General features: G+C 28.7%; 12 protein-coding genes. All 12 read right to left on the bottom strand.

All coding sequences use genetic code 11. The features are described 5' to 3' along the window. Positions 1–5: 5 nt before the first annotated feature. Positions 6–2,039, bottom strand: coding sequence for a hypothetical protein (locus ACZ41D_RS08040; protein ID WP_464150920.1), 2,034 nt, complete (start codon positions 2,037–2,039; stop codon positions 6–8). Between the two features lie 2 nt (positions 2,040–2,041). After that, complete coding sequence (locus ACZ41D_RS08035) at positions 2,042–2,869, bottom strand: prepilin-type N-terminal cleavage/methylation domain-containing protein (RefSeq protein ID WP_464150919.1); 828 nt, start codon at positions 2,867–2,869, stop codon at positions 2,042–2,044. 18 nt (positions 2,870–2,887) lie between these two features. Next, positions 2,888–4,090: a hypothetical protein gene (locus ACZ41D_RS08030; RefSeq protein ID WP_464150918.1), complete on the bottom strand. Its 1,203-nt coding sequence runs from the start codon at positions 4,088–4,090 to the stop codon at positions 2,888–2,890. Then, positions 4,077–4,646, bottom strand: coding sequence for a PilN domain-containing protein (locus tag ACZ41D_RS08025; protein ID WP_464150917.1), 570 nt, complete (start codon positions 4,644–4,646; stop codon positions 4,077–4,079). The genes ACZ41D_RS08030 and ACZ41D_RS08025 overlap by 14 nt, the downstream gene beginning before the upstream one ends. Before the next feature lie 12 nt (positions 4,647–4,658). Then, on the bottom strand, positions 4,659–5,678 hold the full coding sequence (pilM, locus tag ACZ41D_RS08020; RefSeq protein WP_464150916.1) for a pilus assembly protein PilM: 1,020 nt from the start codon (positions 5,676–5,678) through the stop codon (positions 4,659–4,661). Between the two features lie 35 nt (positions 5,679–5,713). Beyond that, a complete protein-coding gene (locus ACZ41D_RS08015; RefSeq protein ID WP_464150915.1) occupies positions 5,714–6,460 on the bottom strand; it encodes a prepilin peptidase in 747 nt (248 codons plus the stop codon). A gap of 18 nt (positions 6,461–6,478) precedes the next feature. Then, a complete protein-coding gene (locus ACZ41D_RS08010; RefSeq protein WP_464150914.1) occupies positions 6,479–6,925 on the bottom strand; it encodes a type II secretion system protein in 447 nt (148 codons plus the stop codon). 104 nt (positions 6,926–7,029) lie between these two features. Further along, the gene (locus ACZ41D_RS08005) at positions 7,030–8,241 is read right to left on the bottom strand and encodes a type II secretion system F family protein (protein ID WP_464150913.1); all 1,212 of its coding nucleotides are present in this window, start codon (positions 8,239–8,241) and stop codon (positions 7,030–7,032) included. Between the two features lie 11 nt (positions 8,242–8,252). Continuing rightward, positions 8,253–9,311, bottom strand: a complete 1,059-nt coding sequence (locus ACZ41D_RS08000) for a type IV pilus twitching motility protein PilT (RefSeq protein WP_464150912.1) — start codon at positions 9,309–9,311, stop codon at positions 8,253–8,255. Between the two features lie 11 nt (positions 9,312–9,322). Beyond that, entirely contained in the window at positions 9,323–11,008 is a 1,686-nt protein-coding gene (gspE, locus tag ACZ41D_RS07995; RefSeq protein ID WP_464150911.1) for a type II secretion system ATPase GspE, read from the bottom strand. Between the two features lie 401 nt (positions 11,009–11,409). Next, positions 11,410–12,744: an ABC transporter permease gene (locus ACZ41D_RS07990; protein ID WP_464150910.1), complete on the bottom strand. Its 1,335-nt coding sequence runs from the start codon at positions 12,742–12,744 to the stop codon at positions 11,410–11,412. A 15-nt stretch (positions 12,745–12,759) separates the two neighbouring features. Beyond that, on the bottom strand, positions 12,760–14,379 hold the full coding sequence (locus ACZ41D_RS07985) for an efflux RND transporter periplasmic adaptor subunit (protein ID WP_464150909.1): 1,620 nt from the start codon (positions 14,377–14,379) through the stop codon (positions 12,760–12,762). Between the last annotated feature and the right edge of the window lie 123 nt (positions 14,380–14,502).

Raw genomic sequence — 14,502 nt, 5'->3', positions numbered from 1 at the left:
GGAATTTAGTATATTGATTTATCAATTCTCCAATTCTTCATCTTTATAAGAGTATCACCAATTATTGTTGAATCAAAGCTATCATCTTCTCCTATAGAAGTATCAATTTCTATGCTTAAATAATTATCACTATTATTCTTAAATATATCTTTAATTTTTTCTTTATTTTCAGCAATTGCTCTTGCTACATAAGCCTGATTGTACTCAACGCTTTTTTGCCCTGTACCTTCGCAGAGTAGACCACCATTTGATATCACAGTACCAATTAATGAAACATTACCATATAAAAGAATGTCTCCATTTGAAATAATAACTGAACGTATCGCTTTATTATTATCTACTTCTATAATTTCATATCCATTATTGCTTATTTCACTTTTCTTTTGATTATCTATACTATCGTCAACTAAAGCATATTTTTTATTTCTATCATTATTAAATAAAACTAGTTCATCATTAGAGTAATCTATATAAAAATTTATCTTATTAAAATCAACTTGGTTTGAAACAGAGGTCATTTGATTAATCGTATTATCAAATTGGTTTACTTTTTCAACAATAAAATTAATAATATCTTCATCAGTAGAATAACTACTAACACTATTAACAATATTTCCATTAGAAAGTACTACTCCAGTACTAATTATTTTTTTTGTATCACTATCAACATTTATACCTTGTCCTAAATTTAAATCTCCATATTGCTGCTCGTAATTGATAAAATACTGCTTTTTATCATTTATATCTAATTTTTTTCTATTATCTACAAAACTATGTGCTAAAACTAATGGATTATAGTACATAAATGTGATGTTATCTTCTTTATACCTTTTGTCAACAGGATTATCTAGTGGATAAGAATAAGCTTTATAATTCCCCTTTATAGAAACAGACTCGCCAGTCTGATATTTTTCTTTTAAAGTATTAATATATGAGGTACCATACAATAAAATATCTCCATATATGTTTATATTTGATCCTCCCTCTAAACCTAAATCTGGAGAATTTACTACAATGCTACTTGACTTGTCAGGAACACTAGATTTAGAACCATCTGAGATACCATAATAACCATTTGTAATAGTTATTTTTGATTTTTTACCATTAAGTTCTAAATCGTCAGATGTAAAAAGAGAGCCATTAATATTAACAGAAGAATTTGATGTATTATTACTAATCAATAAATTCTTCGTAAATACATTTCCAGTTAAGTTTACATTTTTCTTTTTATCTTCCATTGAATCTACTAATAAATTTTTAGTTGTTACTACTTCACCAACAAGCTCTAATTTTTCACCTTCTTCTACTAATGCTATACCTTTTTCCTTGCCTTTTACATATATATCGCCATCTACTTTTAATTCGCCATTTTTTAACAATAAATCTTCTTCTATAGATATAGCCTTACTCAATACAACATTTTGAGGAATATTTACTACATTCGATTTTATATAATACGGTTTATTATAATCTGGAATTATTATCTCATATTCAGTAGATACGCCTCTTTTCATATCGTTTTTCTCATATACAGATGTTAAACTCAATATAAATTTGTCACTATCAAATACAGAAGAAATAGTTCTATTACCCTCATCAAATTCACCTATATCGTTCAATTCATCTATATAAGACTCTATATTGTCAACAATATATCTTTTATATTCAGCTTTAAAAATTTTATTCTGTTCAGACTCCAAGGCAGCATAATTAATAGTACCATCTTCATTTACATATGGACTCTTAATACCTAATTCATAATTAGCAATTTCTAAATCAAAATCTATAGATTCAATAAACTCAGTAACTTTTTCATTTCCATATCTTATAGCTTCATCAACTACTTGTCCTATTTTACCATAAGCCTCATCTATTCCTGACTCAGCAAAATATAAATTTTTCTTGTCTTTTGACTGCAATACTTTCATTTTATAATTAGTAATAGTAACAGACAATATAACAGTTCCAAGCATAGATAGTATTCCCATTATAAATATTAACATAACCAATGTGGACCCTCTATTTTTCTCTTTTTTCATAACTAAACACTTCCCATGTTATAAAATGCCTTATAACCTTTTAAATTAGTTAATATTTTCTTGTCTTTCATGACAGTAATTTCAATACTATAAAGTCTACTGTTGTGATTAATTTCTATTTTCTCATCAGTTATATTCTTATACCATGTAACTTCTCCATAAGTATTTTTATAATCATATATAGCTTTTGAATTAATGCTCTCATTAAGATATATATTCAAATCTTTATCAGAATAATTTTCTGCTTCAATAATGAAATTTTTATCATATATTTCTATACTTATTTTAGTATTTTCATCATTTATTTGCTTTTCAAATAATTGATCTAATATATCTTCAATAAATAACTTAAAAACAATTTTATTCTGATATTTATCAATATGTACCTTAATATCTTCTTTTTGGAGATTTTTCAGTGGTAGGATATAATTAAATAATAAGCTATTGTTCTCATCAAAAATTACTATACTATCTTCATTACCAACTTTTACAGTAAAATTATATTTTATATTGTCCTTACTTTCTCTAATCGGTTCATCTTCGACAAGATTTAAAAATCTGTATCTCGAATCATCATCAATATTAATTATTACTTCAAAATTTCCTCTTGTTTCTCTTTTTTCTCCTTCATTTACTATATCTTGTGATTTAATTTTTTCCATATACTCTTGAGCTATTGATGTAGCTTTTAATTTATCCTCTGCAAACCTACTATATTTAGCAGAATTTATAAATAATGCAGATAGGGGAGTTATAATTATTCCTAATATACCCAAGGTAACAATTAGCTCTATTAGAGTAAGTCCACGATTATTATTAAATTTTATCATATCACTCACTCCAATTTGTCAATTATTTACTACTTCAATTTTACCTTTTTCTTTCTGTATATGAACCCTAGGTCTTTCAATATCATCATTTGCAATGGTCACCACTACTTTATAGTTAGTATCATTATTAATAATCATATTAACCCCTGATACATCTTCAAGAGAATTTCTTTTTTCGCTATAAACTTTTATATTAATGTTGTCACTATAAGGTATAAACTCAACCCATTTATTAAAATCCTTAGGATATGAATATTTTTCTGACTTGTATTTATAGTACAGTTTCCCATCTTTTTCTAAAAAATAAATATTAATGTCTTCAATTCCACTATTATCAGCATAAATACTTGTTTCACCTATTCTATCTTTGTTTTTACCTAACGTAAGAGCAGGCAAATCTGAACTTAGTGGTTTTACAATCATTATAAAATCTGACTGAGTTCTAACTAGGTTTTCTTCTTTAGTTGTACTTTCACTCAAATCTGAAATAATAGAAAATGGGTTATATTTTCCATAATTATTATAAAAATCCCAATTATATTTTTCTTCATTTGCATTAATCAAACTAGGTATTGCATGAAATTCTAATATAATACTACCTTGTAATACTCCTTCATTCATGACTGCATTTATCATGTTAATTACTATTTTTTTTTCATTGTGTTCAATGAGAGATATAAATTTCAAAAGTTGATTATAACTACCTTCATAGTTAATAACAGCAGTCATTCCTTCCACTTGAGAATTTTCATTTATATTTTTTTCCGTATCTTTATCACTTTCTTTTTCTAATTCCAAAACATCATTGTTAATTTCCCGTGCTAATTCATGCAATGTTGTTTCTTCATTATCCGTTTCTTCGTCAGAGTTTAAATCTTTTATACTTATATCTGAAAAAGAAATTGAACTTTCACGTATGCCAGACTGTTTTAATACATTATCGATAATAAGTATTATATTTTCTTGGTTTATCTCAGAAAAATATCTAGATGAAATATTATTTATTTTATATCCAAGAATTTTGTATTCATCATTTACTTTTTCTTTCAACTTTATTTGGCTCTTTATCTGTTCTGCTTTTAATCTTTTATCATTTTTAGTTTCATTCAATATCTTTAACTTATTTAAAGGTGGCTGTAAAATAAATCTATAATAAACAATAGTTGCTATTAGTATTATTAATACAATAATTAATTTTTTTTCTCTCTCAGTTAACTTCATTTTTGTCACCCTCTAGTAAGCATGTCATAGAAAATACATATCCATTATTTTCTTCTAAATTTCCAGATATATTTGAAACGTGAACTTCTTTTATATTATTTAATAACTTAAGATTATATTCAAGTTCAGCAACTGAAGTTCTATTCTTTGATATACCTTGTATTTGCATTTCCTCTTGAGTAATAGAAATAGCTGTAAAATAAGTATCATCTGGTACTTGTCTAGAAATATTTGCTAAAAATTGTTCATTTATTATATCTTTAGAATAAATATTATTATCTATTATTTTTACAATGTCGTAATACTCATTCAAAAGTTTATATTTATTTTGTAAAGTATTTATTTCATTAATGTTTTTAATTGTTTCTTCAGAATTTATAAAATTATCTAGTTCATCTATTTCATCACTAAGATATTTACTGGTTAAATAGTACCAGCTATAAAAACCTATTGTAAAAATTAATATAAATGCAATTAAAACTCCCCAAAATAATGAATTTTTTTTTGAATTTTTTTGCACATCAATATAAGAAGAAAAAAAGTTTATATCTTTCATGCCATCACCTGCCTATGATTTCATAATACCACCAATACAATTTAAAAACAGATCATAATCTATTTTTATGCCTTTTGCATTTCTTAAACCAGTTATATCTTTTATTTTAAAAGCAGGAATTTCAAAGTAGTCGCTAAAATACTCACATATTCCTTCTAGTTTAGCACCACCGCCATATATATACACAGTATCTATTTTATTGTTTGTATTTCTACTTTTATAAAATTTAAACATTATATTAATTTCTTCTATCCAAGTTATTAATATTTCTTCTATAGCATTTTTTAACATTGCAGCATTATTTCTACTTTCATTTTCCTTCATGGAGTACTCTTTTCTTATTCTTTCGGCTTCTTCTAATGTAAGATTAAAATAGTTCGCAATGCTTAAATCTAATTCTCTTGATCCATGATTAATAATTCTTGAAAACTCTGTATTACCATTTGAAATAATAGTAATTTCAATATATTTATAACCTAAGTCTATTACAGCAATAGTGTTACCGTCATTATCAAAACAAGCAGACATAGAATTAAAACTAAGGTCTAATTTATATGGCTTAAGTTTTAATTCATAAGCTAATTTTAAATAATTATCAACAATTGACCTTGGAAGTGCAGCAACTAAAATCTTATCTTTTTTGAGTTGATCTTCTTCTACGCATTCTAATGTCTTATACTCTATAACATAATCATCCAAATCTATTGGTAAATAATTACTTATTTCATATTTTACCATAGATTTAAGATCTTCTTCCTTTGCATGTGGTAAAATCACATCTCTAATGATAACTGAAGTACTTTTTAAAGTGAATACAACTTTATCTCCATGAATTTTCTCCGAGTCTAAAGCATTTTTTATAGAAGTTTTAATATTGTCTAAATTTAATATTTTTCCATCTTCAATAGAATTTTTAGGAGTTGGGATAACTATTAACTTATTAATAGTAGTAAACGAACGTAGTTTTTGACCTCTTGCAATTTTTATATATTTACTTCCTAAATCTATAGATAGTATATTATTGCTAAACACGTAACCACCCTTTGTAAATATGTTTGTACTATAATTTAACTAAATAAAAACCAATACCATTGAATTATCTGAGAACCGAAAAAAATCGATATAACTGTAGCTAAAAATATAAAGGGAGCAAATGGAATATAATCTTTTCTACTTTTAATTTTGAGAATTATCAATATAATAGAAATAAAAGCACCAATGATGAAAGATAAAAATGTAATTAGTATAATATATTTCCAACCTAAAGAAAATCCCAGCATACCCATAAGCTTAATATCTCCACCACCCATAGCACCCTTTGTTATCAAAGCTATAATAAAAAATATACCACCACCAATTATTAGTCCTAAAGCCCCATTTAAAAAGCTACTTGGAAAATTATATAATATATTTAATGAAATTGTGGCAATAATACCAAATAATAATATTTTATTTGGTATTATACTATAATAATAATCAATGAAAGCAACAACGATTAGTATACTTGAAAGTAAAGCATACTTAAAAAATAATATATTAAAACCAAATCTTAAATACAACAATATATATAAAACCACATTTAAAAACTCAACCATTGGATACTGAGGGGATATGCCCTCCCCACAGTATCTGCATTTTCCCCTATTAATAATATAACTTACAATAGGGATAAGGTCATAAGCTTTAAGCCTTGTCCCACATTTAGTACAGTGAGAAGGCGGATATACAATTGACTCTCCCCTAGGTATGCGGTAAATACACACATTTAAAAATGAACCTATTATAAGAGAAAAAAGTATAATTAAGTAAATCATAATATCACTCTTTTTGATTTAGTTGTTGATTTTGTCTTCGCCTGTTCTATAAAGAAGTTCATTTTTTTTATCGCTATCAGTACCACGATATACTTCAATAGTAATTATGTCTTCTGAATTTCTTAACGCAAATACAAAAAATTCATAATTATTACCACTATTATCTTCTACTTGAGCTACTAAATCATTACTATCAACGTAATTATCAACAATATTACTAGTTATCTCTTTTTCTGTTTCTCCATCATCAAAATCAATACCATTCATCTGCACATATGCTTCTGCAGCCCTACCTACATTAGCTGCTGCAATATAATCAGCTTTTTCAGCTGCATCTTTTGTAACTCCACTTAATCTTGGCACTGCTATTGCTGCTAATATACCTAATACTGCAATAACTACTATTAGCTCAACTAGTGTAAAACCTTTATTATTCTTTAATTTTTTACTTATAGCCATTATCATCTTTCTCACCTCCTTTCAATGTCAGCTAAGTTTTAAAAAGCAAAACTGTTTAATTACAATGCCTTGGAAAATCAACTTTCATCGCAACTTATTCAAGCATTACCTTAATAACTCACAGTATTCACCATATCAAACATTGGCATCGCCATAGCTATGACTATAAACCCAATTATTAAGGCCATAAATACAATCATAATAGGTTCAAGCATAGTTGTCAATCTCTGCAAAGATGATTCTACCTCTTCTTCATAAAAATCTGCAGTCTTGTCCAATATTTCATCAAGCGTACCTGATTCTTCCCCTATTTTTATCATAGACACAACCATAGGAGGAAAAATCCCAATATTGTTCAAAGGTTCAGCTAAACCTTTTCCTTTTCTTACTTCTTCTTTTGAAGCAAGTATATTTTTTGCGACAAAGTTATTACCCACTACCTTTGATACTATGTCTAATGCATCTAAAAGGGGTATACCACTATTTAATAATGTAGATAATGTTCTAGTAAATCTTAAAGTTATGATCTTTATATTTGTATTTTTTATAATTGGTATATTGAGTTTATTCTTATCAAGTATAATGTTTCCTTTTTCACTTTTAAAATATGCTTTAATACCATAAACAGCCCCAACAACAATAAGGATAAATATATGCCAATATCCCTTCAAAAAGTCACTTATAGCTAAAAGTGCTCTAGTAGGTTTAGGTAATTCAGTACCACTACTTTCAAACATTCCAATAAATGTCGGCATAACTACTACCAATAGAAAAATAACTACAACAATTGCTACTATGCTCAATATTATAGGATATATCATAGCACTCTTTATCTTATTATTTATCTTATTTTCTTTTTCATAATGATTTGCCATCCTATCCATTATTATATCTAAGGTACCACTGACTTCACCAGCTTCAACCATGTTTATCAATAATCTTGGAAAAACATCTTTGTGATTTTTCAAAGATTCTGAAAAAGTAAATCCCTTTTGAAGATTTTCATATATATCCTCAAGAACTTCTTTCATTAACTTTTTTTCAGTCTGCCGTCTAAGTATGTCAATACAATTTACTATGGATATTCCAGATTTTAACATAGAATAAAATTGTCTACAAAAAACAGCTAAATCCTTAGTTTTAATCTTATTTTTTAGACTAATACTACTTACGTTCTTGCCTTCTATTTTTTCTTTTATTTCAACTGGATAGTAATTTTTATTCCTTATCATAGATAATACTTCATCTTCAGATTTAGCATCATAATTTCCAGTTACTCTCTCTCCATTAGACTTTATAGCAATATATGCGTAATTTGGCATATGCTCACCTCTTAAAATACACCAATTGTTCTTTTTACATATTCTTTATCTATAGAATATGTAATGGCAGTTTCTAATGAAATAGCTCCTTTTTTATAAAGTTGACATATAGAGTTATCCATAGTTTGCATTTTATATTTTCCGCCTGTTTGAATAGCAGTTTGAATTTGGTGAGTTTTACCTTCCCTTATTAAATTTCTAATAGCTGTATTTGCTATCATGATTTCTAATGCTAACACTCTTCCTCTTCCGTCTGCACTTGGAAGAAGCTGCTGTGAAACGACTCCTTGTAGTACAGTTGATAATTGCATAATAACTTGCTGCCTTTGATGAGTAGGAAAAACATCTATTATTCTATCTACAGTATTTGCAGCACCAATAGTGTGCAAAGTAGAAAGTACAAGGTGCCCCGTTTCTGCAGCAGTTAAAGCTATTCGCATTGTTTCTAAGTCTCTCATCTCTCCAACTAAAATTACATCTGGGTCTTGTCTTAGTGCTGCTCTAAGTGCATTTGAAAAAGATTTACTATCACTTCCTATTTCTCTTTGATTAACTAGGCTTTTCTTATGCTTATGAAGGTATTCTATAGGATCCTCTAAAGTTAAGATATGACAACTTTTTTCTTCATTTATCTTATCTATCATAGCTGCAAGAGTAGTAGATTTACCACTTCCAGTAGCACCAGTTATAAGCACCAAGCCTCTCTGTTTCATGGCAAGTTCACCAATTATACTTGGAAGACCTAAATCATCTAAACTTGGTACTTTTAATGGAACAGATCTAATTGCCATTCCATAAGTTCCTCTTTGTTTATATATGTTTATCCTAAATCTTCCAAGTCCACTAACAGACATAGAAAAATCTAGTTCTCCAACTTCTTCAAGTTTATTAAATTTCTCTTCATCTAATATTTCCTTAACTAAAGCTAAATTATCACTAGGGGTTAAACTTTCTTTTTCTATTTTTTTTAATTCTCCATTTATTCTTACTACAGGAGGATACCCAACTGTAATATGTAAATCAGAAGCTTTTAGCTCTACTGTTCTTTCTAATAATGCTAATATATCCATCAAAACACCACCTAATCAATTGTATATGTTGCACGCATTATTTCTTCATATGTTGTAATACCTTTCAGTATCAAATATTTTCCATTTTCCATAAGGACTTTCATACCCTCTGAAATTGCTTCTTTTCTCAATTCCTCAATACCACTTTTTTTACTTATAAGTTTTTTAATTTCTTTGGTAATCGGCATAACTTCATGAATAGCTATTCTGCCTTTGTACCCAGTATGATTACATTGATTACAACCTTTACCCTTATATAGCTTTGTACTTACATCATTAATGCCTAATATATTTCTTTCATCTTCCGAAGGTAAATACTCAGTTTTGCAGTTAGGACATATCCTTCTTACTAATCTTTGAGCTACAACACCAATTAACGAATCAGAAATTAAATATGGCTCTATACCCATGTCCAACAATCTAGTAATAGTAGACGGAGCATCATTAGTATGTAAAGTACTTATAACTAAATGACCAGTTATAGCTGCTCTTACTGCAATATGAGCAGTTTCGGCATCTCTTATTTCTCCCACCATAATAATATCTGGGTCTTGTCTAAGTATTGATCTTAATCCTGTAGCAAATGTAAATCCTGCTTTTACATTTACTTGAGTTTGATTTATTCCCTCTAATCTGTATTCTACAGGATCTTCAACAGTAATTATATTCTTATTAATTTTATTTAGTTCATTTAATATTGCATAAAGAGTTGTGGTTTTTCCACTACCAGTCGGTCCAGTTACTAATAGTATTCCACTTGGATTCCTTATGATATTTTCAAACCTCATTAGATTTTCATCAGTAAACCCTAAATTATTTTTACTAATAAGAAAGCTACTTCTATCTAAAATTCTCATTACTATCTTTTCGCCATATACAGTAGGCAAAGTAGATATTCTTAAATCAATATCTCTACCATCTATATTCATTTCTACTCTACCATCCTGGGGTATTCTCTTTTCTGCAATATTCATCTTTGACATTATCTTTATTCTTGTAGATATAGCAGAATGAGTAGATTTAGCAGTTTTCATTATTTCATTAAGTTCGCCATCTATACGGAATCTAATCCTTACTATATCTTCAAAAGGCTCTATATGTATATCACTAGCTCTTGACTTTACACCTTGAGTTATAATAGAGTTAACTAATCTTACAACAGGTGCATTGTTTATCTGATTTAATACTTCTTCATCTATATTTTCAATATTATCTACATGGTATTGCTTTTTAAAATCTTCTATAGCTTTTTCAGCACTTTGTTTACCATAATATTGGTCTATTAGAGATAATATTTTTTGTTTAGTAGATATTACTGGTTCAACTTCCATATTAGTGGACATATTTACGTCATCAATCGCAAATATGTTTAAAGGGTCAGCCATAGCTAACACAAGTTTACCATTTTTTTTATCGATAGGAATTATAATGTGCCTTCTTGCTAAGTTTTCACTTATCAGTTGAGGTATTTCTGGGTCTATAAAAAACTTGTCTAAATCAACATGAGGTATTCCAAGCTGAAATTCTAATGCTTGGATAATATCAATTTCAGATACATAGCCAGCCTCTACTAAGGTCTCTCCAATCTTCCGTCCACTCTTTTTTTGTTGCTCAAGAGCATAACTTAGCTGCTCCTTAGTTATCATTCCTACAGAAAGTAAAAGGTCACCTAATTTAGGTCTATTTACTTCTTTCATTCCTTCACCTTCTTTTTCTTTATTTATTTAATATTCTCTTTATTTATTTAATATCCTTCTTTTAAGTAATATTTTTTGCAAAATATCCATTTTTTTCTATTAATAATGCATAATAAGATAATTTATTTAATTTTCCAAATTTATTACTAAATAAAACCAAATACAAATCTAGTTTTTAAAAAATCAAAATATAAGTTAAAACATAATTTCATTATACTATATTGTTATACTTAATTTTTATGGTAAATTAAGTATAATAATTTCAATTAAGGAAATAACATAATTACTACAAGATTACTAAAAGATAAAAGTTAAACTTAATAAATTATAATATTACATAATTTCCTCAAATGAAAAAATCGTCAATTTATCTTATATCCACGATAAATTGACGATTTTTATCATTGTCTTCTTAATGCCTCAACAGGTGGTAAAGAAGACGCTGATATTGCTGGATATACTCCAAATAAAAGTCCGGATGATAATGCTACAACAGTTGCAATTTTTATTGATTGTATATTTACAGCAGTTTCAAAACCATGGTTTTTAAATACATTCATTCCTAATATGCCAGCAACTATACCTACCAATGCACCTATTACACTAACATATAATGCTTCTAAAATAAATTGAAATAATAAATCTCCTTGTTTAGCTCCTAATGCTCTTCTTACTCCAATTTCCTCTGTTCTTTCTGTTACTGCTACAAGCATTATATTCATAATACCTAGTCCACCTACAAGTAGTGAAACTGCTGCTATTCCTCCTAATAACAAAGTCATTATTCTATTTGCATTATCAGCTTCTTCTACAAGCTGATTTAAACTAGTAATAGTTATTAAATCTTCTCCTAATCCTGGAATTTCAGGTTTACTATCTTCTTGAGATTCTGATTCAGCCATTTCTGCTTTTACTTTTTCAACGCTTTCTCCTTCAGCACCATTTTCATCTGATACTACTGCAGTAGGTAGTGGAGGCCCTGGAATTAAACCAAGTTTTCTTCTAAATATTCTGCCTAGTTGTACTACAACCAAGTCAGCTTCTTCTTTAGAAGCAGCTTTAACCCATATCTCATCAACAGTTATTTTTTCTGCAATTTTAAGTGCTGAAGTATAAGGTATTATAATTTTTTCATCTATATCATCAGCATTACCACTACCTTTTTGAGCTAAAACTCCAACTATCCTATAACTATCCCCATTAAGTGAAATATATCTCCCTACTGGTGACCGTCCATTCATAAGTCCTTTCCCAATATTGTATCCCAAAACTGCTACTTTAGATCTCTGCTCTACATGCCATTTTGTAAAGAATTTTCCTGATATTAGTTCATGGTCTCTTATTTCAGGAAACTTTTCATTTACCCCTATGATTTTAACATTTCCACTAGCTCTTCGCCAGTTCATCAAAGCTTTAGTTTGAACAACAGGACTAGCCATTTCTAATCCTTTGACTCTATCAACTAAATCTGCTGCTTCTTCAGGATAGAATTCAACAGAAGGATCATGAGCCTTGATAGTTATGACATTCATTCCTAAACTTTTAAACTGTTCTACTACTGCTTGCCTTGCTCCTTCTCCTATTCCCATAAGACTTACTACAGAAGCTACTCCTATGGCAACCCCTAAAATTGTTAAAGCGGATCTTAAAGGGTTAGATAATACACCATGAGCAGCCATTTTCGCTGTAAACCACCATCTTGTGAATAAGGAGTAAAATCGCTTTTTACCAGCCATTTAACCATCCCCCTATTAGTTGTTATTGTTATCTGTGTTACCCTCTCCATTGCCTGTATCACTATTATCCTCGTTATCTGGTAAAATAGTATCATTTGATTTTATACTTTGACTTGGCAATATGTCTTCACTGCTACCCAAAACAACCAAATCTCCTTCTTTAAGTCCACTTTTAACTTCTGCATAGCGGTCATTCATAAGCCCTAATTCAAGAGTAACTTCTTTCGTAGTTCCATCAGAATTTAATATTTCTACTTTAGCTTTTCCATCTTCTTCATATATAGCATCTATTGGTACAAGTAATACATCTTCTGCACTACCTGCCTCAATGCGCCCTTTTGCCTGCATACCACGTTTTAATTTTGAATTTCCTTTTACTTCTATACCTACTTGGTATTTAGTTATTCCATTTACTTCACGTCCCCATGTATCAACATATAGCACCTTACCTTCAAGAACTTCACCAGGAAGTGCATCTACAGTCACTTTAACTTCTGCATCTTCATGAACATATATTAGGTCTCTATCATCTACCATAACACTCATCGACATTTCATTCGTATTAATTATTTCTCCAAGATATCTTCCTGCATCAACAGAATCACCTATTTCAGAATTAATATATCCAATAACTCCGTCGATACCTGCTTTGATTTCTAATTCATCCAACATAGATTCCATATTTTCAAGACTTGATCTCAATTGTTTAATTTCATCAATTTTTTCTTGAATTTTATCTTGAGTATCTGATCCAGCCAATGTAACTATTGGTGCGCCTTCCTTAACAGATTCCATATTATGTACTAATACTTCCGTAATTATTCCATCTATTCTATTAATTATTCTTGTTTCTTTTACAAATTCTTCAACAACTGCATTGTTTACAAAGAAATTTATGTTTGTATTACTTTCATCATTAGATAATCCTATTCTAACTTCCATACCCGGTTGAACTAAACCTGGATTTTCTCCTTCGATTGTTATCCAATGCACAAATCCTCTTGCATTACCATTTTCATCAATATCAGGTGTTGGATTTTCATTAATATCAGTAATTGTCGCTTCAGTAAAACCATCAAAATTTGAAAAACTCAACATAACTTTTTGACCTACTTTTACTAATTTAACTTCTGATGGAGTTAGTTTTGCTCTTATTTTAAATTTAGAATCGTCTACTACCTTGCATATTAAATCGCCTGATTTTTTCTCATCTCCTTCTTTTACATTCAAATTAGTGATTTTTCCACTAATATCTGCTTTTATAGTTACGCCTTTTGCAGGATTTACACTATCTAACTTATCTACTGGAACTCCAGTTATATCTGATAAATCTTGCTCTTTTATTTCTAACTTTTCTCTTGTCTCTTCTATTTTAGTTAGTAAATCAGGAGCTTTTAACTTGATTAGTGTTTGTCCTTTCTTTACTGTATCTCCTTGTTTTACTAATACCTCATCTATTATGTATTGAAAAGAAGGAATATCATAATATTTGTTTTCAGGTGCTCTAATCATACCTTCTCTAGACCAAGATCCTTCTAATCTTCCAGAAACATCTACTCCTACTGAAATATCACCTTTTTCCACTTTATGAGTTACATATGTAGGTCCCTTTGTCTCTTCAACTTTTTCAGGCATCAATTCATTATACGCATAAAAACCGCCAAAAAAACTACCGCTAATATTAAAATTATAGTTAAGACACGTTGTGTCATTTTATGCACCTCCAAATTATTAATTAATATTAATTCTATAATTTTG

This window comes from Brassicibacter thermophilus (genome assembly GCF_055378355.1).
Note: the sequence above shows the minus strand (reverse complement) of the source record. Positions and strands in the feature narration are given on the sequence as shown.